General features: G+C 70.7%; 18 protein-coding genes. 10 read left to right on the top strand and 8 right to left on the bottom strand.

The window, feature by feature from the left end:
• Positions 1 to 13 precede the first annotated feature (13 nt).
• The 3 genes from AB3X10_RS05230 to AB3X10_RS05220 are packed head-to-tail and all read right to left on the bottom strand — an operon-like array spanning position 14 to position 2,488.
• Positions 14 to 604, bottom strand: coding sequence for a hypothetical protein (locus tag AB3X10_RS05230; protein ID WP_369979660.1), 591 nt, complete (start codon positions 602 to 604; stop codon positions 14 to 16).
• Positions 601 to 2,130: a TonB family protein gene (locus tag AB3X10_RS05225; protein ID WP_369979657.1), complete on the bottom strand. Its 1,530-nt coding sequence runs from the start codon at positions 2,128 to 2,130 to the stop codon at positions 601 to 603. Before AB3X10_RS05225 ends, AB3X10_RS05230 begins: the two co-directional genes overlap by 4 nt.
• Complete coding sequence (locus AB3X10_RS05220; RefSeq protein WP_369979655.1) at positions 2,120 to 2,488, bottom strand: BlaI/MecI/CopY family transcriptional regulator; 369 nt, start codon at positions 2,486 to 2,488, stop codon at positions 2,120 to 2,122. The genes AB3X10_RS05225 and AB3X10_RS05220 overlap by 11 nt, the downstream gene beginning before the upstream one ends.
• A gap of 110 nt (positions 2,489 to 2,598) precedes the next feature.
• On the opposite strand from AB3X10_RS05220, the gene AB3X10_RS05215 reads away from it, so the two are divergent.
• From AB3X10_RS05215 to AB3X10_RS05170, 10 genes are all read left to right on the top strand, one after another.
• Entirely contained in the window at positions 2,599 to 4,542 is a 1,944-nt protein-coding gene (locus tag AB3X10_RS05215) for an acetyl-CoA hydrolase/transferase C-terminal domain-containing protein (RefSeq protein WP_369979652.1), read from the top strand.
• A gap of 300 nt (positions 4,543 to 4,842) precedes the next feature.
• On the top strand, positions 4,843 to 5,883 hold the full coding sequence (locus AB3X10_RS05210; RefSeq protein ID WP_369979650.1) for a glycerophosphodiester phosphodiesterase family protein: 1,041 nt from the start codon (positions 4,843 to 4,845) through the stop codon (positions 5,881 to 5,883).
• Positions 5,884 to 6,038: 155 nt separating this feature from the next.
• Positions 6,039 to 7,217 carry a phosphatidylinositol-specific phospholipase C1-like protein gene (locus AB3X10_RS05205; protein WP_369981659.1) on the top strand — a complete coding sequence of 393 codons (1,179 nt, stop codon included), beginning with the start codon at positions 6,039 to 6,041 and terminating at the stop codon, positions 7,215 to 7,217.
• A gap of 127 nt (positions 7,218 to 7,344) precedes the next feature.
• Positions 7,345 to 10,065, top strand: a complete 2,721-nt coding sequence (locus AB3X10_RS05200) for a TonB-dependent receptor (RefSeq protein ID WP_369979647.1) — start codon at positions 7,345 to 7,347, stop codon at positions 10,063 to 10,065.
• 437 nt (positions 10,066 to 10,502) lie between these two features.
• Positions 10,503 to 11,462 (top strand): L,D-transpeptidase family protein, encoded by a 960-nt coding sequence (locus AB3X10_RS05195; RefSeq protein WP_369979646.1) that lies wholly within the window; start codon positions 10,503 to 10,505, stop codon positions 11,460 to 11,462.
• A gap of 4 nt (positions 11,463 to 11,466) precedes the next feature.
• Positions 11,467 to 12,183, top strand: a complete 717-nt coding sequence (locus AB3X10_RS05190; RefSeq protein ID WP_369979644.1) for a M23 family metallopeptidase — start codon at positions 11,467 to 11,469, stop codon at positions 12,181 to 12,183.
• Positions 12,184 to 12,470: 287 nt separating this feature from the next.
• On the top strand, positions 12,471 to 13,202 hold the full coding sequence (locus AB3X10_RS05185; RefSeq protein ID WP_369979642.1) for a DUF3348 domain-containing protein: 732 nt from the start codon (positions 12,471 to 12,473) through the stop codon (positions 13,200 to 13,202).
• 10 nt (positions 13,203 to 13,212) lie between these two features.
• The gene (locus tag AB3X10_RS05180; protein WP_369979640.1) at positions 13,213 to 15,309 is read left to right on the top strand and encodes a DUF802 domain-containing protein; all 2,097 of its coding nucleotides are present in this window, start codon (positions 13,213 to 13,215) and stop codon (positions 15,307 to 15,309) included.
• Positions 15,306 to 15,956 carry an OmpA family protein gene (locus AB3X10_RS05175; protein WP_369979638.1) on the top strand — a complete coding sequence of 217 codons (651 nt, stop codon included), beginning with the start codon at positions 15,306 to 15,308 and terminating at the stop codon, positions 15,954 to 15,956. The genes AB3X10_RS05180 and AB3X10_RS05175 overlap by 4 nt, the downstream gene beginning before the upstream one ends.
• Complete coding sequence (locus tag AB3X10_RS05170; RefSeq protein WP_369979636.1) at positions 15,946 to 16,668, top strand: DUF2894 domain-containing protein; 723 nt, start codon at positions 15,946 to 15,948, stop codon at positions 16,666 to 16,668. Before AB3X10_RS05175 ends, AB3X10_RS05170 begins: the two co-directional genes overlap by 11 nt.
• Positions 16,669 to 16,829: 161 nt before the next feature.
• On the opposite strand, the gene tkt is transcribed toward AB3X10_RS05170, so the two are convergent.
• The 5 genes from tkt to AB3X10_RS05145 form a co-directional block, all read right to left on the bottom strand.
• Positions 16,830 to 18,830 (bottom strand): transketolase, encoded by a 2,001-nt coding sequence (gene tkt, locus AB3X10_RS05165; RefSeq protein ID WP_369979634.1) that lies wholly within the window; start codon positions 18,828 to 18,830, stop codon positions 16,830 to 16,832.
• Between the two features lie 134 nt (positions 18,831 to 18,964).
• On the bottom strand, positions 18,965 to 20,278 hold the full coding sequence (locus tag AB3X10_RS05160) for a dicarboxylate/amino acid:cation symporter (RefSeq protein ID WP_369979632.1): 1,314 nt from the start codon (positions 20,276 to 20,278) through the stop codon (positions 18,965 to 18,967).
• Positions 20,279 to 20,395: 117 nt separating this feature from the next.
• Positions 20,396 to 22,174 (bottom strand): BatD family protein, encoded by a 1,779-nt coding sequence (locus tag AB3X10_RS05155; RefSeq protein ID WP_369979630.1) that lies wholly within the window; start codon positions 22,172 to 22,174, stop codon positions 20,396 to 20,398.
• Positions 22,171 to 23,988 (bottom strand): tetratricopeptide repeat protein, encoded by a 1,818-nt coding sequence (locus AB3X10_RS05150; RefSeq protein WP_369979628.1) that lies wholly within the window; start codon positions 23,986 to 23,988, stop codon positions 22,171 to 22,173. Before AB3X10_RS05150 ends, AB3X10_RS05155 begins: the two co-directional genes overlap by 4 nt.
• Positions 23,985 to 25,007, bottom strand: a complete 1,023-nt coding sequence (locus AB3X10_RS05145) for a vWA domain-containing protein (protein WP_369979626.1) — start codon at positions 25,005 to 25,007, stop codon at positions 23,985 to 23,987. Before AB3X10_RS05145 ends, AB3X10_RS05150 begins: the two co-directional genes overlap by 4 nt.
• Positions 25,008 to 25,012 lie beyond the last annotated feature (5 nt).

The raw sequence follows: 25,012 nt of genomic DNA, 5'->3' as shown, positions 1-25,012 counted from the left end.
CCAACTCGCGCGCTCAACGCGCGCCGCGGCCGCCCACGCGCCCGGCCTGCACGCTGGCCTTGCCCTCGCGCACCTCGAAGGTGAACGCGTAGGCCAGCGTCACCGGCACCTCCTCCACCGACAGCGCATCGTCGCAGCGCCCCTCCACCGCCGGCCGCTGCGCGGGGTCGGCATAGATGCAGATCGCCGCCGGCACGAAGCGCCAGCGCGCGACGTCGCGCTGCACCGCCTGCAGCAGATCGGCATTGTCCGCCAGCGCACCGGCACTGCATTCCGCGCGGTCGTACAAGGGCTCGCTGCGCTGCACGGCGCCTTGCGCGGACAGGATCACGCGCACGCACACCGTGGTCGGCGGCAGCGTGCGCCGCGGCGAATCGGCCGGCAGTTGCGGCGTGGCCGCGTCCAGCGGCTGCGGCATGCGGAACACCTGCTGCGGCTGCATCGTATAGGCCGCGATGGCCCCACCTGCGGCGCCATCGCCGCGTGGCGCGAGCAGGCGCTGGTCCACCGAATCCAGTCGTTGCGTCTGCGCGCGCGGCGGCTGGCTGGCGCAGCTGGCCAGGCACAGGGATACGCCAGCCAGGCAGATGATGCGCATGCTCATCGCTTGGCCGTCTTTGCACCCAAGCCGCAATAAAAGCGCTGTGTCGGCCCTTGGTCATCGGCGACGAGGATATCGCAGCTGTATTGACGCGCATCGCCCTCGAAATCCAGCCGATACCAGAGGTAACTGGATGCGTTGGCGACCCTCGGCGGCGCCTCCACCGGCTCCATCCCGGATTCGAATTTGACAGGGATCTTCAGTCGCGAAGCAACCGCCCGCCCATGCTTGCGGGCCGGCTCGAAGCGCCACTGCCGGGACGCCGCAATCGCCGCCTGGTCCAACGCCGAATCGCCGGTGCCATGCCCGAGCAGCCGCACGTCGCTGACCGCACCGGCTTCATCCACGCTGACCAGCAGCATCACCTCTCCCGATGCGCCCTTGCGCAGCGATTCGCGCGGATAGGCGGGTGGCGCCATCGCAAGTGGCTTGGCAGGCGTATTCCCACGCTTGGCAGAGGCCGCCGCCGCATCGGCTGCCCAGGCGAACGTGGGCGAGGAGCGCATCGCGGTGCCGGTCGGCGTTACGCCCGACCCTGAACCAGTCCCCGCCTGCGCGCCTGCATCCGGCGCTTGCGCATCCGACAGCGCAGGCGCAATGCCGCTTCCCGCCAACGCGGACGCCTGCAGTGGCTGCAATGCCCATGCGGCCAGGCCGCCGCACATCGCCGTCATCGCGACCAGCGCAATGCCGGCACGCCGCCGCCAGCCGCGCACCGCCGGCCGCTGCAGCATCCCGATCCGCTGCCGCAAGGTCTGCCCGGCCTGCCAATGGCAGCCGACCGGCAAGGCGATCGCATCCAGCTGGGTCTGCAGCATCGCCTCGGCGTAGCTGCGGCGCGAACCCGGATGCCGCGCCAGCACCGCCGCATCGCAGGCCAGTTCCTGGTCGAAGCGGAACCGCGCCGCGGCCCAGTGCAGCAACGGGTTGAACCAGTACACGCAGCGCAACACCGCCAGCAGCAGGTTGTGGCGGGTGTCGCCGCGGGTGATATGCATGCGCTCGTGGGCCAGCACCAGTTGCGACTGCGCCGCCGGATAGCGCTGCGCGAAATCTATCGGCACCACCACGCGCGGGCGCCAGGCGCCCAGCACCAGCGGACCGTGCAACGCATGTTGCGCGTACAGCACGCCGTCGGCGCCCTGCGTCAGCCGCCCCAGGCTGCGCCGGTAGCGCCGCTGCTGCCGCCACAAGGCGGCGGCCATCGCCGCCGCGCCCAGCATCCACAGCGCGGCCATCCACGGCGCGACCGGGGTGTCGGCCATCGACATCGCAGCCGCCGCGCCACCCGTCCCCTGCGCCACCCCGACCCAGACCTGCGGCATCGCCAGCGCCAACCCCGCCGGGCGCACATCGCCAGGCAGCAGCACGGCCAGCATCGCCAAGGGCACCGCGCTCCACAGCGCATAGGCGATGCCGGCCCCGAACAGCCGCCGCGACGGCGCGCGCAACGCCAACACCGCCACGATCGCCGCGCTGCCGGACAGCGCCGTGGCCCACAGCCCCGCTAGCAAGGTTTCAACGCTCATCGTCCAGCTCCTGGATCAGTCGTTTGAGTTCGGCGATATCGGCGTCGCTGAGCTTGCCGCGCTCGCTGAAATGCGCCACCAACGGCGCCACCCGGCCGCCGAACAGGCGTTCGAGCAGGCCTTCGCTCTGTTGCTGCACCCACTGTTCGCGCTGCAGCAACGGCGCGTACAGATAGCGGCGACCCTGCTTGTCGGCGCGGATCGCGCCCTTGTTGAGCAGGCGATTGAGCAAGGTCTTGACCGTGGGTTCGGCCCAGCCGCCATGCCCGGACAGGGCGGCGAACACCTCTTCGGCGCTGAGCGGGTGCCGGTTCCACAGCACCTCCATCACCACGGCTTCGGCATCGCTGATCGACATTTCGTTTACGCCTGTAATTTTTAACGATTACACGAGTAAACGAACCGCTTGTCAAGCGCCCACGGACTGCGCGGAAGCATGGACCCGCGGCGCTCGCCTAAGCTATGCCGATGACCGACCACATCGAAGACCTCGACGCCGCTGCCGACCTCATCCTGCAGCGCATCCCCGGCGCGCTGCGCATCGGCGCGCCGCTGGGCATCGGCAAGCCGCACCGCCTGCTCAACGCGCTGTACGACCGGGTCGCGGCCGATCCGCAGCGGCCGCTGCAGCTCTACACCGCGCTGTCGCTGAACCCGCCGGCGCCCGGCGGCGGACTGGAAGGCCGCTTCGCGGGCCCGTTCGTGCAGCGCCATTTCGGCGAGGATTTCCCGACGCTCAAGTACGTGCAGGCCATGCAGCGCGATGCGTTGCCGGCGCACATCCAGGTCGAGGAGTTCTACATGCAGTCCGGCGCGCTGCTGCGCTCGACCCAGGCGCAGCGCAGCTACACCAGCCTCAACTACACCCATGCCGCCGATGCGGTGGCGCAGCGCGCGCCCAACCTGATCGTGCAGAAGGTGGCGCGCGAACCCGACGGCACGCGCCTGTCGTTCTCGTGCAACAACGACATCACCCAGGACACGCTGGACGCGGTGCGCCGGCGCGGGCTGCCGCGGCCGCTGCTGGTCGCCGAGGTCGATCCGCAGTTGCCGTGGATCGGCGGCAGCGCGGCGGTGGAGCCGGCGTTCTTCGACGTGGTGGTGGACCCGCCGGGGCCGTATCCGCGCCTGTTCGGGCTGCCGCGGCAGCCGGTGGCCGATGCCGACTACGCCATCGGCCTGTATGCGAGCGCGCTGGTGCGCGACGGCGGCACGCTGCAGATCGGCATCGGCACGCTGGCCGATGCGCTGTGCCACGCATTGGTGCTGCGGCACACCGACAACGCGCGCTACCGGCAGGTGCTGGCGGCGCTGGATCCGGCGCTGGAAACGCACCCGGCGGTGCGCGACTGCGGCGGGCTGGAACCGTTCTCGATCGGCCTGTTCGGCTGCAGCGAAATGCTCAACGAAGGCTTCCGCCAGTTGGTCCAGTGCGGCGTGATCCGGCGCAAGGTGCTGGACGATGCGGAGTTGATGCAGCGCGTGGCCGACGGCAGCGCCGACGCCGACGACCAGGCGCGGCTGCAGCGCGATGGCGAATACCTGCAGGGCGCGTTCTATCTCGGCTCGCCCGAGTTCTACGCCTGGCTGCGCGAGATGCCGGCGGAGGCGCGTGCGGCCATCGGCATGCACCGGATCAGCGCGATCAACCAGCTCTACGGCGACGAGCGCCTGCGCCGCCTGCAACGGCGCGAGGCGCGCTTCTTCAACTCGTGCATGATGGCCACCGTGCTGGGCGCGGCGGTGTCCGATGCGCTGGACGACGGCCGCGTGGTGTCCGGGGTCGGCGGCCAGTACAACTTCGTGGCGATGGCGCACGCCCTGGACGACGCGCGCAGCGTGCTGATGTTCCGCGCCACCCGCGGCGAGGCGCCCGCGCTGCACTCCAACCTGCGCTGGAACTACGGCCACACCACCATCCCGCGCCACCTGCGCGACATCTACCTCAACGAATACGGCATCGCCGACCTGCGCGGCATGACCGACGAGGACTGCGCGATCGAAATGATCGGCATCGCCGATGCGGCATTCCAGCCTGCGCTGCTGGCCGAGGCCAGGCAGGCTGGCAAGCTGCGCAGCGACGTCGCGCTGCCGCGATGGCAGCGCAACCGCGCCGAACGCGTGCGCGCGGCGCTGGCTCCGTTCCGCGCCGACGGCAGCCTGCCCGACTATCCGCTGGGCAGCGACTTCACCGAGATCGAACAGCGCCTGTTGCGCGCGCTGACCTGGCTCAAGCGCCATACCGCCGGCAGCGGTGCCAAGCTCGCCACCGTGGCGCGCGCGCTGCTGTCGCGGCAGGCTGGCGATGCGGCCTGCCTGCAGCGCATGGCGCTGGACGCGCCGCGCGGCATCGGCGAGCGCGTGCAGGCGCGCCTGCTGGCCTACGCACTGCGACAGACCCGCCAGCCCTGAGGACCGCGCCGCGGCGACGCGGCGACGCCTGCACCGCCCGCCTGCACCTCGGTCGTCGCCGAGGTCACCGCATCGCCACATCCGCTGCGTAAGCTGGCCTCGCCCGCCGCATCGGCACCCACGTCCATCCACCACGGCGGCCGTCCATCGGCCTGCCGGTCGCACTGCGCACGGTTGTTTTTGCATTGCGCCGTTCGCCCCGGCAATGGATGGCGGCCGGATGCAGGACGCTGGCGGCACGTCGCTCATTCCCCCAAGACCAAAGGCACGTCGTTCATGCGCGGATCCCGATCGCTCGCTGTGTTGCTTTCCCTGTTGTCGTGCGGCGGCCTGCCCGCCATCGCCGGCACGCATGCCGATGGCCCCGATGCCTACAGCGGCAGCTACGACCGGCCCGGGCGTCCGGCCATCGTCGGTCACCGCGGGGCCGCGGGAATCCGTCCCGAGAACACGCTGTCGTCGTTTCGCGAAGCGCTGGAACTGGGCGCCGACGCGCTGGAGACCGATGTGCACCTGACCCAGGACGGCGTGTGGGTCATCAACCACGATTTCTTCCTGAATGCCGATGTCGCGCGCGACAGCAGCGGGCAATGGAACGCACCCAGGACGCCGTTGTCGGCCATGACCTACGCGCAGATCGAAGGCTACGACATCGGCCGCGCGCGCCCGGATTCGGCGTATGCCAAGGAACACCCTGCGCTGGTGGCGGTCGACGGCGAGCGCGTGCCCACGCTGGACCAACTGATCGCGCTGATCCGCGGCCACGACGACAAAACGCAGCTGTTCCTGGAAATAAAATCCCTGCCGATCGTGCCCGGATTGAGCGCCGGCCCCGAGGTGCTGGCGCGCGGCGTGGTGCAGGCGCTGGACAAGAACGATTTCAAGCAGCGCACCTATGTGCTGTGCTTCGACTGGAACGTGCTGCGTGCGATCCATCGTCTCGACCCGGCGATCCGGCTGGTGTTCCTGACCCAGGACGTCAAGCGTGCACTGGCCCGCGACGACGCGCGTGCGCTGACCAACAAGGATGCGCACAGCGTCATGCAGCAGATGAGCGGCCTGGATGGACTGGGCGGACGTTCGGTCGGCCAGGCGGTCAGGGACGAAGGCGGCGCGGTCTGGGACATCAACTATGCCGACATCACCGCCGCCGACCTGGCGCAGGCCAGACGCGACCATCTGCCGCTCGGCGCATGGACCGTGGACGATGCCGACACCGCGCGCCTGCTGTACAACCTCGGCGTCGACTACATCACCACCAACCGCCCCGACGTGATGCTCAAGGCCTTCGGCAAGGACGCCGCGTTGAACACGCCATTGCCGGCGGGCGCTTCGCACTAGCCGGCAACGCATGCCGCCCGCTGCGCCACCCCGGCGCAGCGGGCCATGCCGATGGTGAACGTGGCAACGTGTGACGCGGCGCGGCAACAAGATGGAAAGCATTGCGTCAAGCTGAGTCGGGATGATCATCACACCTTGTGATCCGGCCTCGCTGCATGCGCTTCCCTTCATCTGCTCATCCGGCACTGGATCGGGCGAATCGCGCGGCAGTGCATGGTGCCCGCGTCGAACGTATCAACCGTATCAGGCACGCACTGTTCGCACTGTTGTCGCTCGTTCCGCTGGCGCTGCACGCCGCGCCGCGGCTCAACGAACTGCAGTACATCGGCAGCCACAACAGCTACCACGCCGGCTTCGCTCCCAGCGAAGCCGAACTGTGGAAACGCACCGATCCGGCCGCGTTCGCGACGCTGGATTACCGCCATCCGCCGCTGGCGCAGCAATTCGACGACGGCGTCAGGCAGGTCGAACTGGACATCTACGCCGATACGAAAGGCGGCCGCTATGCGCACCCGGCGATCGTCGGGCAGATCGCCAAGGCCGGACTGCCGCCGGCGCCGGCCATGGCGCCGCCCGGGGTGATGGAAAAGCCGGGCATCAAGGTCATGCATGTCCAGGACCTGGACCAGCGCAGCACCTGCCAGCCGCTGCGGGCATGCCTGCAGGAAGTGCGCGCATGGTCCAAGCGGCACCCGAACCATCTTCCGCTGTTCGTGCTGCTGGAGACCGAAGAATCGCCGTTGCAGCTGGCGTTCCCGACGGTTGTGCCCGAGCCGTTCGACAGCAAGGCGCTGGACGCGCTGGATGCGGAAATCCGCTCGGTGTTCCGGCGCGGCGAGTATCTGAGTCCCGACCAGGTGCGCGGCAGCGCGCCCACGCTCAATGCCGCGATCCTTGCGCACGGCTGGCCGCCCTTGGCCGAGGCGCGCGGCAAGGTGGTGTTCCTGCTCGACCAGCATTCGGTGGGCCGGCACTACCTGCCGGGCCATCCCTCGCTGCGCGGCCGCGTGTGCTTCACCAATGCCATTCCCGGCGAAGACGATGCGGCCTTCACCGAGCGCAACGACGGCAGCGCCGAAGAGATCGCGCGCCTGGTCAAGGCGGGATACCTGGTGCGCACCCGCACCGATGCGGACCTGAAGGAACCGGCGCGCAACGACACCGCGCGCCGCGACAGCATGCTGGCCAGCGGCGCGCAACTGCTCAGCACCGACTATCCGGACCACGAGCCGGCCGACTCCGGCTATGTGGTGCGCTTCGCAGGCGACGCGGCGGCCCGCTGCAATCCGCAATTCCCGTCCGTGAACTGCGCAGGCAGCGACCTGACCCGCTAGGCGCGCGGCCGTTGCGCCACGACTGAACCCGCCGCTGCGCAACGCACGTGCGATCGCGATCGCCGGCGGCGGCGTGTGCGCGATCGGGTCCGACCGATTCCTCCCAGCCCCCACCCGAGCCACCGACATGCAGCGCACCTACCCGATCGGCCGACTGGCCTGCTCCATCGTCCTGGCGCTGTCCGCGCCGGCATTCGCCGACACCCCGGAACAGGCGGCGCCCAAGACCCTGGCATCGGTCGACGTGGAGGCCGACCAGGCGCCCGCGCCGGGTTCGATCGCCGAGCAGCGCCTGTCCGCCGGCGTCAACAGCGTGCTGGACAAGCAGCAGATCGACGCGATCCCGTCGGCCGGCATCGCCGACGTGCTCGCGCACATGCCGGGGCTGTCCGCCTACAGCGACATGCACCTGGGCCAGGCCGCCACCGGCGAGAACGCCTACGTCAGCATCCGCGGCATGGACGCCAGCTACAACGCCTACACCCTCAACGGCTTCGGCCTGCCGGAAACCGACTCCTCGACCCGCGCGATCTCGTTGAACATGCTGGCCCCGTTCGGCATCCAGTCGGTGCAGGTCTCCAAGGCGCCGACCGCGGACATGCCGGGCGACTCCATCGGCGGCGCCATCGACATGCGCACCCCCAGCGCATTCGACTTCGACCGCGCCTTCTACGCCAAGACCACCGCGCAGGGCAGGCTCAGCGCACTGGCCTCGGACCTGGGGGTGAAGGACAAGGGCGGCACCGTGCAGCAGGAACTGGCCTGGAAATTCGGCGACAACCAGGCGTTCGGCCTCTACGCATCCGGCTACTACGGCAAGTCGCACACTTTGGCGCAGGCCACCTCGCCCAACACCAGCTACACCCCGGTCGATCCGGCGCAAGCCGCCGCCACCGACCTGCGCGATGTCGGCCCGCTGGCGAACACGCAGTACAAATACAGCCTGTACACCAACCAGATCGAACGCTACGGCGCCAACCTGGCGCTCGACTGGCAGGGCGAGAACAGCACGCTGTATGCCCGCGCGATCTACGGCGCCTACAAGGTCACCGGGCAGCAGGACCAGGCCGGCGCCGCGTCGGCCAGCAGCGGCGGCGCGCCGATCGCGGTGCGCGGCGAATACTTCAACACGCGCGACATCAAGGAAACACTGGCGACGCTGCAGCTTGGCGGCGCCACCACCGTGGACCGGCTGCGCTTCGACTACGGCGGCTCGGTCGGCCGCGGCACCCGCAACCGCCCGGACTACGTCGAAGCGAGCATGTATGCGCTCACCACCGGCAACTACGCGTTCGACCTCAGCGACCCGACCTATCCGAACCTGGCGCCCAGTTCCAGCGCGCTGAAGCGCTTCTTCTACAACCTGGACACCCCGCACTTCTGGAAAGTGCAGGGTCACGACGCCGGCAGCCACGACAACCGCATCAACGCGCATGCCGACATCGCCTACCGCGTCGATGGCGATGTGCTGGACAGCGTCAAGGTCGGCCTGTCGGCGGACCATTCCGAGCGCGGCGCCTACGATCACGCCTTCTTCCACAACGACAACAACTTCGTCTACGGCGGCCCCTACTTCGGCGGCCCCGACTATCCGTTCTATGCGGCAGGCGGCCCCGCCCTGTCGGCCTTGCCCGGCAAGATCGTCAACGGCGGCTTCGACGGCAGGTTCGCCGGTCCGCTCAAGATCGTGGACCGCAACTGGGTGCTGGCGCAGGCGGTGCCCTACAAGTACGTCGACGATCCCAATGGCGCCGGCGTGTATACCGCCAACGACTACAACGCCAACACCACCTCCAGCACCGAATCGATCTATTCGGGCTACGCCATGGCCACGCTGCACCTGGGCGCGGTGACCGTGCTGCCCGGCGTGCGCTACGAACTGACCCGCTACTCGGCCGATTCCTGGCAGTCCAATGGCGACGATGCCAGCGGCCGCTTCGTCGGCACCGGCCGCACCTACGGCGACGTGCTGCCCGGGATCAACCTCAACTATCGCCCGGACGCTCTCACCGTCTATCGTGCCTCGCTGCGGCGCAGCTTCAGCCGCCCGGCGTTCGGCCTGATTTCCGGCGAGACGGTCTATTCGATCGACGACACCAGCGGCAAGCTGCTGGGCATTTCCAAGCCCAATCCCGACCTGAATCCGAGCAAGGCCGACAACGCCGACCTGTCGGCGGAGTTCTACGACGCCCACGGCGGCGTGCTCAGCGCCTCGGCCTACTACAAGCGCATCACCGGCTTCGTCTACACCTCGCAGTCGTCCACCAGCAACGACAGTACCCTCGGCGGCCTGGTTCCCACCGGCACCACCCTGGAAAACGGCGTGCCGGTGACCATGCCGCAGAACGGCGGCACCGCCAGGCTGTACGGCGTGGAGCTGGCGCTGAGCAAGCGCCTGCAGGACCTGCCGGGCATCTGGGGCAATTTCGGCGCCACCGCCAACCTCACCCTGCAGCACAGCGCAGCCGACAGCAAGCGCGAGGATCACCCGCAGAAGACCTGGTTGCCGCGCGCGCCGGAGCGGATCTACAACCTCGGCCTGTTCTACGACGACACGAAGCTGCGCGCCGACCTGAGCTACAACTACACCGGCCTGCAACTGCTCGGCCTGACCAGCGACCGGCTCGACTACTACCTGCAGCCGGTGAAGTCGCTGGACTTGAACGCCACCTACCACCTGCCGCACGGCATCGACGTGGGCGTGTCGGTCAAGAACCTGCTCGACGAAGCCACGTTCTACGAAACCCAGGGCAAGTCCAGGCGCTACCTGGCCTACGATCCCGGCGCCGACGGCGCCTATGTCGAGACCGGGCGGGTGTACATGCTGACGCTGGGCTACACCTACTGAGCGCGGCCTGCCTTCGGCGCGGCGCGCCGGAGGCACTGCGCCGCCGCGGCGAGCGCATGAAGGCGCCGATGCACGGCCACGGGCGGCGACTTCGGCGCCATGCAGACAACGACGCGTGTGGGAGCGACTCCGGGCGGCTTCGGGTCATCGGTGACGACAGCAGGAACTACCGGGAACGCCCATCGCGACTGAAGCCGCTCCCACAGCGGCGCCAGCTGCGGTGTGCCCGAGCCGACAATGTCGGAGGCGCGACGGCACACGCACGGTTCTGGCCTCGCCACTTGCGGCGACGCAGCGACGATGGACGCTGCGCGATGCGTCGCACGAGCGCGTCCCGGCCGCGCTGACGCGCTTCTGGTCAGCGCGCAGCCAGCCATTTCACGCTGGCTAGTCGCCGCGCATGGGCATGGTGACGGCAATTCATGCCGGAGTCGCCGATGTCCCGTCTATCGCTTCCACTCGCCTGCCTCGCCGTGCTGTTGGGGAGCGCAGCCGGCAGCGCATCGGCGCAGCCGCCGGCCAAGGCCGCGACCTCCACTGCGGCAACGGACAGCGGCGAGCGTTCGCCGCTGCGCGCGCAGGTGCTGCTGGATCGCGCGCACTTCTCGCCGGGCGAGATCGACGGGCAGCCCGGTTCCAACCAGCGCCGCGCGGTGTCCGGCTTCCAGGCCGCACGCGGATTGACCGTCAACGGCGAACTCGACGACGCCACCTGGCAGGCCCTGGCGCAGGACGCCGCGCCCGCGCTGGTCGCCTACACGCTCACCGCCGAGGACGTCGCCGGCCCCTTCCCGAAGATTCCCGAGGACACCGCGGAGAAGGCCAAGCTGCCGGCGCTGGGCTACGAATCGGTGGAAGAGCGCCTGGGCGAACGCTTCCACGCCGCGCCCGCGCTGTTGCGCGCGCTGAACCCGTCGACCGACTTCGCCCAGGCCGGTGCCAGCGTGCAGGTGCCGAACGTGCTCGGCACCGCCGCGCTGCCGAAGGCGGCCAAGCTGGTGGTCGACAAATCCGACTCCACCGTGCGCCTGCTCGATGCCGGCGGCGCGATCCTGGCCCAGTTCCCCGCCTCCACCGGCAGCGAGCACGACCCGCTGCCGATCGGCGACTGGAAGATCAAGGGCGTGGTACGGCAGCCGACCTTCCACTACAACCCCAAGCTGTTCTGGGACGCCGACAAGTCGGACAAGAAGGCGACGCTGGCGGCAGGCCCGAACAATCCGGTCGGCGAGGTGTGGATCGATCTGTCCAAGGATCATTACGGGCTGCACGGCACGCCGGATCCGGCGCGGGTCGGCAAGGCGCAATCGCATGGCTGCGTGCGCCTGACCAACTGGGATGCGCTGACCGTTGCCGCCGCGGTCAACGCGTCGGTGCCGGTGACCATGCAGGAGTGAGCGGATGAAGACGCTGCTGAGCCTGGCGATGCTGATCGTGGCGCTGGCGCTGGGCTACTGGGTGCTGCGCGCCGGGGTGCAGGTGCGTCCCAGCGCGATGGCCGCGACAGCGTCCGCCAGCGACGCGGCAGCTGCCACGCCCACGATGCAGCCCGCTGCTGCGCCGGCAACGACGCAATCGCAAGCGGCCGCGCCCTCGCCTCCGCCCGTCGCGGCGGACATCGCGCCGACGCCGCCTGCCGCGACCGCGGAGGCGGCCGGAGCCGCGCCGGCGAATGGCTCGGCCGACCTGCTGATCCCGGTGCAAGGCGTGACCGGCGAGCAGTTGCAGGACACCTTCACCGACGCCCGCAGCCAGGGCCGCCGCCACGATGCGATCGACATCCTGGCGCCGGCCGGCACGCCGGTGCTGGCGGTGGCCGACGGCAGCGTGGAGAAGCTGTTCTACAGCGAGCGCGGCGGCCTCACCGTGTACCAGTTCGAACCCAGCGGCCGCTATGCCTACTACTACGCGCACCTGCAGCGTTATGCCGACGGGCTGGCGGAGAAGCAGGCGATCCGCCGCGGCCAGGTGATCGGCTACGTCGGCAGCACCGGCAACGCCGACCCCGGCGCGCCGCACCTGCATTTCGAGATCCACCGGCTGGGCCCGGAAAAGCAGTGGTGGAAAGGCGAATCGCTCAACCCGTATCCGCTGCTGCGCGGCGAACAGCGGCTGTAGCGGGCGCAGGGGCGCCCGCGACAGGATCCTTGCGGGCCGCGCCGCCACTGCGGCACAGCTCTCCGGGCGTGTGGCGCGAAGCGCAGCCAGCCGCCCGCTGGCGCTGGTTCTTGGCCCGCAATCCGTGCCCCCGCCAGGCTTGCGCATGCGGGGCGGGCAGCGGCCAGCAACCCACACCGGGTGTTTGAACCGCGCCGGACCGGCCTGACCGGTTTTCGGCATGCATCCGGGGTCTGCCCGGCCCACGCTGTCATTCGCGTGTAAAATTGCGCGTTTTACGCACAAGCATGGCGAAAGCTCCTCCACGGCCGCCTGTCCCGGGCCCGGCGTTCATTCGCCTCCTCGCACGTCTCACCGAGGCCGAGATCGCGCCGACCAGCCCTGCGCTGGCCGACCGGCTCGGCCAATGGATCGACTGGACGCGCGCCGTGGCCGTGTCCAGGGCGCTGGATGGCAAGCTGCCCGCGATCGACGCCGATGCGCCGTTCGAGGGCGTCGACGAAGCCGAATGCGCGCGGGTGCGCGGCACGCTGGAAGCCGCGATCGGCGCCGACAACGCCGCCGACGCAGGCAGGCCCGGAACCCGGCACGGCGCCGCCGCCGATGCGCAGGCGGCACCGGACTATGCGCCGTTCCAGCAGCGCTACCTATCGCTGCAACGGTCGATGCTGACCGCCACCGGCCGCCTGCGCGGCCAGCTGCGCGACACGCTGGCGCGGTCCTCGGCCGACATGGCGCGGCTGGCGGAGGTGGATGCGGTCATGGAGCTGACCCTGAGCCCGCGCGAGCAGACCCTGCTGGCCGCCGTGCCGAGGCTGCTGGGGCAGCATTTCGAACGCCTGCGCGAGGCCGGGCACACGCCGCCGGCCGATGCGCAAGCGGCGGACCTCCCGCAGCCGCCGAGCGCCGGCGCCTGGCTGGAGGTGTTCCGCCAGGACATGCAGCACGTGCTGCGCGCCGAGCTGGACGTCCGCTTCCATCCCATCGAAGGGCTGCTCGCAGCGCTTCGCACCCGCTGACCGAGACCTCATGTTCAAGAACCTGTTCAATTCCCTCGTGTTCCTGGCCGGCCTCGCCGCCGTGTGCTGGATCGGCGTGGGCTACCTCGGCTCCAACCCGCTGGGCGCCAGCTTCGCGCTGCTGATCGGCGCGTGCTACGTCGCCGGCGCGCTGGAGCTGTACCGCTACCGGCAGGCCACGGCCACGCTCGCCCACGCCGTGGCCGACGCGGACGCGGCGCAATCCGACCTGGGCGGCTGGCTGCAGCGCCTGGACCCGAGCCTGCGCAACGCGGTGCGCCTGCGCATCGAGGGCGAGCGCGTCGCCCTGCCGGGGCCGGGGCTGACCCCGTACCTGGTCGGCCTGCTGGTGCTGCTGGGCATGCTCGGTACCTTCCTGGGCATGATGGCGACCCTGCGCGGCACCGGCCTGGCGCTGGAAAGCGCGACCGACCTGCAGGCCATCCGCGACTCGCTGGCCGCACCGGTCAAGGGCCTGGGCTTCGCGTTCGGCACCTCGATCGCCGGCGTGGCCAGCTCGGCGATGCTCGGCCTGCTCGCCGCGCTGTGCCGGCGCGAGCGGCTGCAGGCGGTGCAAGGGCTCGACCTGGCCATCGCGACCACGCTGCACGTCCATTCGCAGGCGTTCCAGCGCAACGAAGCGTTCAAGCTGCTGCAGCGGCAGACCGAATTGATGCCGGCGCTGATCGACCGGCTGCAGGCGATGGCGGCGGGCATCGAGCAGCAGGGCGCCGCCAGCGGCGAACGCCTGGCCAGCAACCAGGACGCCTTCCACGCCAGGACCGAGGCCGCCTACACGCGCCTGGCCGGCGCGGTGGAGCACTCGCTGCAGGCCGGCGTCGCCGAAAACGCGCGTGCGCTCGGCGCCGCGCTGCAGCCGGTGGTGCAGGCCACGCTGGACGGCCTGGCGCGCGAAACCGCCACGCTGCACGAACGCGTCGGCCAGGCCGTGCAACGGCAACTGGACGGGCTGAGCAGCGGCTTCGAAAGCGCCGCTGCGCGCGCCGCGCAGACCTGGGACGCCGCGTTGGCCGGGCAACGCGATAGCAACGCGGCGCTGGTCCAGGACCTGCGCAGCGCGCTGCAAGGCTTCGGCGACAGCTTCGCCACGCGCTCGGGCGGCCTGCTGGACGCCGTGTCGGCGCGTCTGGACGCCACTGCCGATGGCGCCAGGCAGGCCTGGCACGAGGCGCTGTCGCGTCAGGAAGCGATCAACGCGCAGTTGGCGGCGCGCAACGCGCAGGCGCTGGACGCGGCCGCGACGACGCTGGAACAGCGCGCGGCGGCGCTGGTCGAGGCCATGCAGCGATCGCATGCGCAGTTGCAGGACGCGCTGCAGGCGCGCGACCAGGCGCGCCTGGCCACGTGGACGGACACGTTCGGCGCGATGGTCGCCGCCTTGAACGCGGACTGGGAGCGCAACGGCGAGCGCATCGCGCAGCGCCAGCAGGACATCTGCGACACGCTCGAACGCACCGCCGGTGCGATCGCGGCGCAGACCCAGGCGCATGCCAGCGACACCATCGCCGAGATCTCGCGCCTGGTGCAGACCGCCTCGGAAGCGCCGAAGGCCGCCGCCGACGTCGTCGCCGAGCTGCGCCAGAAACTCTCCGAGAGCATGGTCCGCGACACCGCCATGCTGGAGGAGCGCAGCCGCCTGCTGGACACGCTGCACACCTTGCTCGACGCGGTGAACCACGCCTCCACCGAGCAACGCAGCGCGGTGGACGCCCTGGTCACCACCTCGGCGGATCTGCTCGATCGCGTCGGCACGCGCTTCACCGACCACATCGAAGCCGAGACCGGCAAGCTCGAATCGGTGGCCGCGCAGGTCGCGGTCGGCGCCACCGAGGTGGCGAGCCTGGGCGATGCCTTCGGTGGCGCGGTGCAGGCCTTCGGCCAGTCCAACGACGCGTTGCTGGAGCGCCTGCAGGGCCTCGAGCAGGCGCTGGACAAGTCGCTCGCGCGCAGCGACGAGCAGTTGGCCTACTACGTCGCCCAGGCGCGCGAAGTCATCGACCTGAGCATGCTGTCGCAGAAGCAGATCATCGAGGAACTGCGCCAGCTGTCGGCCGGGCCTGCGCATGACGGAGCCGAAGCGGCATGAGCGACGAGCTCGAGATCGAAGCCGACGCCGGCGCGCCGATCTGGGCCGTGTTCGGCGACCTGATGTCGGTGCTGCTCGGCGCCTTCGTGCTGATCCTGATCGGCGTGATCGGCGTGCAACTGCAGCTGTCGCACAAGCTCGACGAGGAAGTCCGGCAGCGGCAGGCCGAGGCGCGACAACGCAAGACCCTGGAACAGGCGCTGGCCGCGCCGCTGGCGGCGGGCCGGGTGACCCTGGTCGACGGCCGCATCGGCATCCGCGGCAGCGTGCTGTTCGCGCTCAATTCCGACCAGCTGCAACCCGAAGGGCGCGACCTGTTGAACAGCCTGGCCGCGCCGCTGGCCGGCTACCTCAAGGCGCGCGGCGAAATCCTGATGGTGAGCGGCTTCACCGACGACCGCCAGGTCCGCGACAGCAACCGCCAGTTCGCCGACAACTGGGAACTGTCGGCGCAGCGCGCGCTGACCGTGACCCGTGCGCTGATCGACGAAGGCGTGCCGGCCGACGCGGTGTTCGCCGCCGCGTTCGGCGCGCAGCAGCCGGTGAGCCCGAACGTCGACGAAGCCGGACGCGCCAGCAACCGGCGCGTGGAGATGGCGCCGCTGCCGAAGCTGGCCAAGTCCGCCGCGATCCCGCATGCGCGCTGACCCGACACCCGCGAGCGAACGGCTCGGCGCCTGGCGGCAGCGGCAGGCCGATCGCCTGGATCCGCTGCGCTTCGGCTTCATCGAGGCGCTGGCGCGGCGCGCCGACGCCCACCACGGCGAAGCGCGGCGCCTGCTGGAGCAGAAGCTGTCCGCGTTGCTCGATGCCTATGCCGCGGACCTGGCCAGGATGCCGGCGACGACGAGCGATACCGATACCGACACCGATGCCAATGTCGGTGTCGATGTCGATGTCGGTGCCGGTGCCGGTGCCGGTGCCGGTGCCGATGATGCCGATACCGCGCCGGCCGCGACCGCGAGCGCACGCAGCCCGCTCGGCGAGCTGATGGACCGCTTCGCCAGCAACGCGGCGAACGACGCGGCGAACGCCATGCCGCCGCCGTCTGCGCCGCTGCCCGCACTCGACGACGCGCGCAGGCTGTGGACCGAATTGCGCGGCCGCAGCCAGCTGCGGCAATCGTTGCAGCAGGCGCCTTCCGATGCCGGCCCGCTGAATTCGGGCGTGCTGGTGCACCGCTCGCTGGCGCTGATGCGCACGCTGTCGCCGGGCTATCTGCAGCACTTCCTGGCCTACGTCGACGCGCTGTCGTGGCTGCAGCAACTGCACGACGGCGGCGCGCTGGCGGCGCAGCACACACCCGGCGCGGATATCGGCAAGAAGCCGACGCGCGGCAAGCCGCGCAAACGCAGCTGAGCGACGCGGCCATGCTGCTGACCACGATGCACTTTCGGCGCATCTTCAAATTTGGTGATGACGCATCTTGTGGGAGCGACTTCAGTCGCGACGGCGCAAGCACGCACGCAAAAAAAGGCCGGCTTGCGCCGGCCTTTTCCATTGCCGCGGGATAGCGCGGGTTACAGCGCCTTCGCCGCCGCGACCACGTGCTCGCTGGTGATCTGGAAGTACTTGTACAGCTCCTCAGCCGGTGCCGACGCGCCGAACGTGTCGATGCCGACCACCGCGCCGTCCAGGCCCACGTACTTGCGCCAGAAGCCGGTGACGCCGGCCTCCACCGCCACGCGCTTGCGCACCGCGTTCGGCAGCACCGATTCGCGGTAGGCCGCGTCCTGGCGGTCGAACACGTCGGTCGAGGGCATCGACACCACGCGGGTCTTCAGGCCCGCGGCATCCAGCACCTTCTTCGCCTCCACGGCCAGACCGACTTCCGAACCGGTGCCGATCAGGATCAGGTCCGGCGCGCCGCCCTCGGCATCGGCCAGCACATAGCCGCCGCGTTCGATCTGCTGGATCTGCGCGTCGCTGCGCGCCTGGAACGGCAGGTTCTGGCGGCTGAACACCAGGCAGCTCGGGCCATCCTGGCGGGTGATCGCGGCCTTCCAGCTCACCGCGGTCTCCACCGTGTCGCACGGGCGCCACACGTCGTTGTTGGGGATGTAGCGCAGCGAGGCCAGGTGCTCCACCGGCTGATGGGTCGGGCCGTCCTCGCCCAGGCCGATCGAGTCGTGGGTGTAGACGTGGATCGCATGCGCCGGGTTCAGCGCGCTCATGCGCACGCCGTTGCGCGCGTAGTCGCTGAACACCAGGAAGGTGGCGTCGAACGGGATGAAGCCGCCGTGCAGCGCCAGGCCATTGGCGATCGCAGTCATGCCGAACTCGCGCACGCCGTAGTACACGTAGTTGGCGTTCGGATCGTCGCTGGCGACCGACTTGCTGGCCTTCCACAGGGTCAGGTTGGAATGCGCCAGGTCGGCCGAACCGCCGACCAGTTCCGGCAGCAGCGGCGCGAACGCCTCGATCGCCATCTGCGAGGCCTTGCGCGAGGCGATGGTCTGCGCCTCGCTCGCCTGCTTGGCGATGTAGGCGTCGGCCTGGGCGATGAAGTCTTCCGGCAGCTCGCCGTGCGAACGGCGGGTCAGCTCCGCGGCCTCGGCCGGGTACTGCTTGGCGTACTTGTCGAACGCCTGCTCCCACTCCGCCTGGCGCAGCGTGCCGGCGCCGCCGGCGCGCCAGCCGTCGTAGATTTCCTGCGGGATCTCGAACGGGCCGTACGGCCAGTCCAGCGCCTTGCGCGCGCCTTCCAGCTCTTCCTTGCCCAGCGCCGCGCCGTGCGAGGATTCCTTGCCGGCCTTGGTCGGCGCGCCGAAGCCGATGGTGGTGCGGCAGCAGATCAGGGTCGGCTTGTCGCTCTCGCCGAGCGCGGCCTCGATCGCCGCCTTGACCGCGTCGGCATCCTGGCCGTCGACGTCGCGCAGCACGTGCCAGCCATAGGCCTCGAAGCGCGCCGGGGTGTTGTCGCTGAACCAGCCGGCGGTATTGCCGTCGATGGAGATATGGTTGTTGTCCCAGAACGCGACCAGCTTGCCCAGGCCCCAGGTGCCGGCCAGCGAGGCGGCCTCGTGCGAGATGCCCTCCATCATGCAGCCGTCGCCCATGAACACCCAGGTGCGGTGGTCGACAATCTGGTGCTCGGGGCGGTTGTAGCGCTGCGCCAGCAGCTTCTCGGCCAGCGCGAAACCGACCGCGTTGGCGAAGCCCTGGCCGAGCGGGCCGGTGGTGGTCTCCACCCCGGGGGTCTCGCTGTGCTCGGGGTGGCCGGCGGTCCTGCTGTGCAGCTGGCGGAAGCGCTTCAGCTCCTCGATGGGCAGGTCGTAGCCGGACAGGTGCAGCAGCGCGTACTGCAGCATCGAGCCGTGGCCATTGGACAGCACGAAGCGGTCGCGGTTGAACCACTGCGGATTGTTCGGATTGTGGCTGAGGAAGTCGTTCCACAGCACTTCGGCGATGTCGGCCATGCCCATCGGCATGCCGGGATGGCCGGACTTGGCGGCTTCGACCGCATCGGCGGCGAGGAAACGGATCGCGTTGGCGAGTTGGCGGCGGGTAGGCGTCGTCATGAGGGCTCTATTGGACCGGGAGCGGGCGCGGGGGCGTCGGGTCCACTATTGTCCCACAGGCCGGGGCGCAGGACAGTCACCGGACCTGGACGCGGTGCGGCGGCAGGCGCGAACGCCGCCGCCGCTGCGGCCAATCAAGCGGCGGCGGCCGTGCGCGGCGCCGTGTCGTCCGTCTCGCCCTTCGCCACCAGCGTGGTCAGCGCCAGATCGCCGGTCACGTTCAGCGCGGTGCGGCACATGTCCAGGAAATGGTTGACGCCCAGGATCATGCCGATGCCGACCGGGTCCACCCCGACCATCGCGCAGATCAGCGCCACCACCGGCAGCGAGCCGGACGGCACGCCGGCGGTGCCGATGCCGCCGAGGATGCACACCAGCATCACCATGAACTGCTGCGCGATGCTCAGCTCCACGCCGAAGAACTGGGCCAGGAAGATCACGGTGACGCCCTCGAACAGCGCGGTGCCGTTCTGGTTGGCGGTGGCGCCGACGGTCAGCACGAAGCGCGAGACCTTGTTCGGCAGGCCCATCTCGTCGGCCACGCGCAGCGCGGTGGGCAAGGTGGCATTGCTGGAGGCGGTGGAGAACGCCATCACCGTGGCCTCGCGGGTGGCGCGGAAGAACCACAGCGGCGAGCGCCCGGCGAAGCGCACCGCCAGCCCGTAGGTCACCAGCATGTGCAGGCCCAGCGCCAGCACCACCACGCCGACGTAGGCGCCGAGCCGGATCAGCAGTTCGAAGCCGAACAGCGCCGCCAGGTTGAACATGAAGCAGGCCACCGCATACGGCGCCAGGCGGATCACCAGCCCGATCAGGGTCATCGAGATCTCGAAGATGCCTTCGATGGCGCGCCGCAGCGTCGCCACCTTGGCGTCGTCGCTGAGCACCATGCCCACGCCGAACATCACCGCGAAGAACATCAGCGACAGGATCGCGCCGTTGCTGGAGGCGGCGGAGACCACGTTGTCGGGCACGATCGACAGCAGCATGTCCATGCCGCGCGGCTGGTTGCGGCTCTGGTCGACGATCTCGGCGGTGCGCTCCACGTTCTGCTGCAACAGCTGCTGCGCCAGTTCGCGGTCCACGCCCATGCCCGGCTTGAGCACGTTGACCAGGACCAGGCCGAGCAGCACCGCGATGCCCGACAGCACCACCGTATAGCCCAGCGTCTTCCAGCCGATCCGGCCCAGCGCGCGGATGTCGCCCATCTCGGAAATGCCCATCACCAGCGCCGAGAACAGCAGCGGCACGATCAGCATGAAGATCAGGTTGAGGAACAGCTTGGAGAACGGCGTGGTCAGGTACTTGGTCAGCGCCTGCACCCAGGCCGCATCGCCGCCCACGCTCATGTGCACGGCCAGGCCGAACACCAGCCCGAGGGCGAAGCCGATCGCCATCTTCCAGTGCAGAGGCATGCCGGTCTTGGCCTTCACGGGGGTGTCGGTCATGGTGTGCGCCTTGCCAGAGGAAACGCCGAGCTTAACAAACCCGTACTGGCGGGTCGCAAGCCTGGGTCACGCCGCGATTGCCCTGCAGGCGTCGTCGGTCGGGACCGCGAGCACGCCTCACGCGTCGCGCGGATATAGCGGCGGCAGGTCGTCGCTCGCCTTGTTGCGCTGGGTACCGACGCGCCAGCGTGGCCCGGCCCAGAACGCGGCGCGCAGCGCGGCACGCGCCCCGGGCACGTCGCCGGCGCCGCCCCAGCGCGCGCGCTGCAGGCGCAACACCGCCTCGCGTTGCGCCGGATCGTCCAGGCGGGTCAGCAGCCCGTCGAGGTCGGCGACACCGGCCCGTGCGCACAGGATCGCGGCGACCTCTTCCAGGCCGCCGCCGTCCAGCGCCTTGCGCAGGTCGGGCAGGCCGTAGCGCGCGCGCGGCGCAGTCGGCGCCGAGGCTGACGTGGCCTGCGCGATGGCCGGCGCACGCGAACCGCGGCCGCGGCGCCAGGCCCAGACCAGCGTCGCCAGCCACAACACCGCGAATCCCGCCGCCAGCGCCATCCACAGCGGCACCGAACCGAGCCATGCGGGCACCGCGTGGGTCGGCGTCACCGCATTGCCGGCCGGGGCCGCCGCGTCCACGCTCGGCGCCGGCGCGCTGGCCGGAGCCGCGGGCGCGGCGGGCACGCCGCGTCCGGGCAGCACCTGCAGGTTCAGATCGGGCAGCGTGGCCTCGCGCGCGGTGCCGGTGGCCACGTCCCACCACGGCACGCGCAGGCCGCTGACCCGCAACGGCCCGGCGCTCTGCGGCACGATCGAGTAGCGCCGGGTGATCTTCAGCTGCGGGCTGCCGTCGACGAATTTCTCGTCGAACTGCGGCGGCTCGGCGAACACCTGCGCGCCGTCGACGCTGGGCGTGGGCAGTTCCGGGAACTGCGCCTGGGTGGCGCCGCGCGCGCTGGCCTCGACCACGATGTCGGCCGCCTCGCCCACCGCCGCGCGCTGCGGCGTGGCGGTGTAGCGCAGGCGCAGGTCGTGCAGCGGCAGCCACGGCTGCGGCGCATTGGCCGGTTGCGCGCGCACCTGCAGCGTCTGCGTGGCACTGCGCGCGCTCAGGTCGCCGCCGCGGCCGAAATAGTCGTCGAAGAAGCCGCTGGGGCCGCGCCCGCGGAAGCGCGCGCCGGGCAGGGTCAACGGCCCGCTGCGCTCGGGCACCAGCAGGAAGCGACGCTCGACGATGGTGAACATGCGCCCGCCGATCTCGCGCCGGCTCTGGATATCGTCGCCGATGCGCTGCAACGCGGCACCGGCCGGCGGGTCCAGGTCCAGTTCGCCCGAGCTCAGCGGCACCCCCAGGTACAGCCGCACCACCACGCCGACGCTCTGCTGCACGTACGGCTGCGCGTCGTCGGCCACGGTCTGCACCAACACGTCGGCATTGCCGAGCTGCGCCGGATCGCCGGCGCTGGTGCTGCCGGCCGGCGCCGCCGCGGCCGCGGCGACCTGCAGCCGCAGCGGCGCGGTGCGCTCGTTGCCGACGCGCAGCGAGGGGATGTCGATCGTGCCGGTGCCGCGCGGCGTCAGCGCCACGCCGAACAGCGACTTCGCCGTGACCTGGCCGTTGACCATCTGCATCTGCCGGCTGTTGACCTCGTCGCTGAGCGCGAACTCCGCGCGCAGCGGCGCGTACTCCGGCGCCGCCAGGCCCTGGTCGGTCTCGATGTTGAGGGTGACGCTCTCGCCGGCGCCGATGTTGTCGCGGTCCAGCCACGCACGGGTGGCGGCCGACGCCGGCAGCGCCAGCGCGGCCAGCAGCGCCAGCGTCGCCAAACGCGCCAGCCTTGCCGACAGCCTCTGCGCGGCGGATACGCACCCGCGCCAGCGGCGTTGCTTGGGTTCGATCATGGTCCTTCCCGCTGCCTGCGTTCGTGTTCGAGCTTGAATTTGGCGCGCAGCAGGTTGCCCGGATCGTCCGGCACCCGCCGCAGCCAGGCCTCCACCGCCTGGCGCTGTTCCCGCTGTTGCGGAGTTTCCGCCGCGGCCGCGGCGGCGCGTGCGGCCGCCTGCTTGCCGGCCGCGCCCTGCTGCGCCATCGCCTGCTGCATCTGCTGGCGCTGCGCCGCGTCGGCCTGCTGCTGCGCCTGCGCATCGCCCGGCTTCGGCGGACCCGGCGGCTGTGCGTCCTTGGGCGCCGCCGGCGACTGCGACTGCGACTGCGCATTCTTCTGCCCCGGCTGGCCTTGCGCATCCGACGGCGACGGCGCCTTGGCCTGCGCCGGGTCCTGGTCCTTGGGCGCGCCGCCGTTCCCCGACTGCGACTGGCCGTTCTGGTTCTGCTTCGACTGGTCCTTGCCCTGTTGTCCCGGCTTGTTCTGCCCGGACTTGTTCTGCCCGGACTGGCGCTTGCGCGCGGCGTCGACCGCGGCGCGGTTGGCCACCGCATCGGCCATCTGCGGATGCCGCTGCAACGCCTTGTCGTAGGCGTCGATCGCCTCGTCGTAGCGGCCCTGGCGGGCCAGCGCATTGCCCAGGTTGTACCAGCCCTGGTCGCTGTCGACGCCTTCGAACTGCTGCTGCGCGGCAGCGAAATCGCCTTTGCGGTAGGCCTGCACGCCGGCATCCAGACGCTGCTGGCGTACCTGGTCCGGGCGCCGCCACCAGTCGCCGCCGACCGTCGCGCCGGCCGCGGCCTGCGCCGGCAACGGCATGGCCAGCGGCAGCAGCAACACCAGCAGCACTGCTCCGCCGCCACGACGGCGGAACGCGAACAGGGCCAGCAGCAACAGCGGCGGCAGCAGCCAGTACCCCTGATCCAGCCAGACCCGGCCGCTGTGCTCGCCGCTGGCCGCCGCGTCCTGCTGTTCCGTGGGCTGCAGCACGCCCAGCGCGTGCAGATCGGCATCGGTGGGCGCCAGCGTCGCATAGCGGCCGTTGCCGGCGGCCGCCAACGCGCGCAGCGAGGCGGCATCCAGCTGCGCGTGGCCGACCCCGCCCTGGCCGTCGCGATAGGCCGCACCCTGCGCGCTTCCCAGGCCCAGCACCGACACGCGGTAGCCCTGCCCGGCCGCGCGCGCCGCGGCCTGCCGCGCTTGCGCGTCGGCCTGGTCGCTGAGCAGCAGGATGTCGCCGCGGGTGAAACCGGCCTGGCGCAGCAACCGGGCCGCCCAATCGATGGCCAGGTCGCCGCGCTGTCCGGGCACCGGCATCACCTGCGGCGACAGCGCGTCCAGGAACAGGGCCACATTGGCCACGTCGTCGGTCAGCGGCGCCACGGTATAGGGTTCGCCGGCGTAGGCCAGCAGCGCCACTTCGCCGCCGGCGCGCTCGCGCAGCAGCGTCGCCAGCTTGGCGCGCGCCTGCAGCAGCCGCGACGGCGGCAGGTCGCCGGCCTCGATCCGCGGCGACAGGTCCAGCGCGATCACCAGCGGCGTGCGCGACTGCCACAGCGGCTGCTGTTCCTGGCGCCAGCTCGGCCCGGACAGCGCCACCACCGCCAGCGTGTAGCCGAGCGCGGCCAGCCACAGGCCGGACAGCGACTGCCGGCCATCCTTCGCCAGCAGGTGCGACAACAGATGCGCGTCCACCGCGCGCCGCCACACGTTGCTGCGCCGGCGCCGGCGCAGCCAGCTCCATCCCAGCAGCGGCAGCAACAGCAACGCCCACAGCCACTGCGGACGCAGCAGGTGCAACGCCTCCAGGAAACCGAGCACGGCGTTCATTGCCGCCTCCATGGCCACACGAAGGCGATCAGCCCCAGCCCCAGCGCAGCGCCCAGCGGCCACGCATAGCGCTCGATCCGCGGGCGCACCGCCGGGCCCGCCGAACGCACCGGTTCCAGGCGCTCCAGTTCGGCGTAGATCGAGACCAACTGGTCGGTGTCGCGGGCGCGGAAGAAGCGGCCGCCGGTGTCCTGCGCGATCTTGCGCAAGGTGTCCTCGTCGACCTGGTCGTCGCCGCCGCCACCGGGCATCGGCAAGCCGAACAGCGAATAGCCGCCGGTGCCGCCGAAGGCGATGGTGTAGACGCGCACGTGCTCGGCCTTGGCCAGTTCCGCCGCCTTGACCGGTTCCAGCACGCCGGCGGTGTTGACCCCGTCGGTCAGCACGATCAGCACCCGGTCGCCCTGCGGCTGCTCGCGCAGGCGCTTGACCGACAGCGCGATCGCGTCGCCGAGCGCGGTCTCGCGCCCGGCCAGGCCGACCACGCTGTCGCGCAGCTGGTCGCGCACCGTGGCCAGGTCGGCGGTCAGCGGGGTCAGCGCATACGCCTGCTGGCCGAACACCAGCAGGCCGATGCGGTCGCCGTCGCGGCGGTCCAGGAAGTCGGCCAGCACTGCCTTGGCCGCGGTCAGGCGGTCCACCACGCGCCCGCCCAGGGTCATGTCCGGCTCGCTCATGCTGCCGGACAGGTCCACCGCCAGCATCAGCTGCCGCGCCTGCTGCGGCGGCGAGATCGGCTCGCCCAGTTGCAGCGGCCGCGCCGCCGCGCCGCACAGGCAGAACCAGGCCAGCCATGTCAGCCACAGCCCGACCCGCCACAGGCCGCCGCGCGCGGGCGCGGCCGCCACCGCCTGCAGCTGCGCGCCGTACGGCACGCGCAGGGCCGGCGCGCTGCCGCGCTGCGCCGGCAGCAGCAGGCGCGCCAGCAGCGGCAGCGGCATCACCAGCCACATCCACGGCCAGGCGAAGCCGGCGAGCAGGTCGCTGAGGCTTTGCCAGTGCTGCGAGAGCGTGCTCATCGCGA

This window comes from Xanthomonas sp. DAR 80977, assembly GCF_041240605.1.
In the GTDB taxonomy this organism is placed as follows: domain Bacteria; phylum Pseudomonadota; class Gammaproteobacteria; order Xanthomonadales; family Xanthomonadaceae; genus Xanthomonas_A; species Xanthomonas_A bundabergensis.
Note: the sequence above shows the minus strand (reverse complement) of the source record. Positions and strands in the feature narration are given on the sequence as shown.

Excerpts from the sequence above, each read along its gene's own strand:
- AB3X10_RS05230 (WP_369979660.1), bottom strand. The coding sequence starts at position 604 with ATGAGCATGCGCATCATCTGCCTGGCTGGCGTATCCCTGTGCCTGGCC.
- AB3X10_RS05225 (WP_369979657.1), bottom strand. The coding sequence starts at position 2,130 with ATGAGCGTTGAAACCTTGCTAGCGGGGCTGTGGGCCACGGCGCTGTCC.
- AB3X10_RS05220 (WP_369979655.1), bottom strand. The coding sequence starts at position 2,488 with ATGTCGATCAGCGATGCCGAAGCCGTGGTGATGGAGGTGCTGTGGAAC.
- AB3X10_RS05215 (WP_369979652.1), top strand. The coding sequence starts at position 2,599 with ATGACCGACCACATCGAAGACCTCGACGCCGCTGCCGACCTCATCCTG.
- AB3X10_RS05205 (WP_369981659.1), top strand. The coding sequence starts at position 6,039 with ATGCGCTTCCCTTCATCTGCTCATCCGGCACTGGATCGGGCGAATCGC.
- AB3X10_RS05200 (WP_369979647.1), top strand. The coding sequence starts at position 7,345 with ATGCAGCGCACCTACCCGATCGGCCGACTGGCCTGCTCCATCGTCCTG.
- AB3X10_RS05195 (WP_369979646.1), top strand. The coding sequence starts at position 10,503 with ATGTCCCGTCTATCGCTTCCACTCGCCTGCCTCGCCGTGCTGTTGGGG.
- AB3X10_RS05190 (WP_369979644.1), top strand. The coding sequence starts at position 11,467 with ATGAAGACGCTGCTGAGCCTGGCGATGCTGATCGTGGCGCTGGCGCTG.
- AB3X10_RS05185 (WP_369979642.1), top strand. The coding sequence starts at position 12,471 with ATGGCGAAAGCTCCTCCACGGCCGCCTGTCCCGGGCCCGGCGTTCATT.
- AB3X10_RS05180 (WP_369979640.1), top strand. The coding sequence starts at position 13,213 with ATGTTCAAGAACCTGTTCAATTCCCTCGTGTTCCTGGCCGGCCTCGCC.
- AB3X10_RS05175 (WP_369979638.1), top strand. The coding sequence starts at position 15,306 with ATGAGCGACGAGCTCGAGATCGAAGCCGACGCCGGCGCGCCGATCTGG.
- AB3X10_RS05170 (WP_369979636.1), top strand. The coding sequence starts at position 15,946 with ATGCGCGCTGACCCGACACCCGCGAGCGAACGGCTCGGCGCCTGGCGG.
- tkt (WP_369979634.1), bottom strand. The coding sequence starts at position 18,830 with ATGACGACGCCTACCCGCCGCCAACTCGCCAACGCGATCCGTTTCCTC.
- AB3X10_RS05160 (WP_369979632.1), bottom strand. The coding sequence starts at position 20,278 with ATGACCGACACCCCCGTGAAGGCCAAGACCGGCATGCCTCTGCACTGG.
- AB3X10_RS05155 (WP_369979630.1), bottom strand. The coding sequence starts at position 22,174 with ATGATCGAACCCAAGCAACGCCGCTGGCGCGGGTGCGTATCCGCCGCG.
- AB3X10_RS05150 (WP_369979628.1), bottom strand. The coding sequence starts at position 23,988 with ATGAACGCCGTGCTCGGTTTCCTGGAGGCGTTGCACCTGCTGCGTCCG.
- AB3X10_RS05145 (WP_369979626.1), bottom strand. The coding sequence starts at position 25,007 with ATGAGCACGCTCTCGCAGCACTGGCAAAGCCTCAGCGACCTGCTCGCC.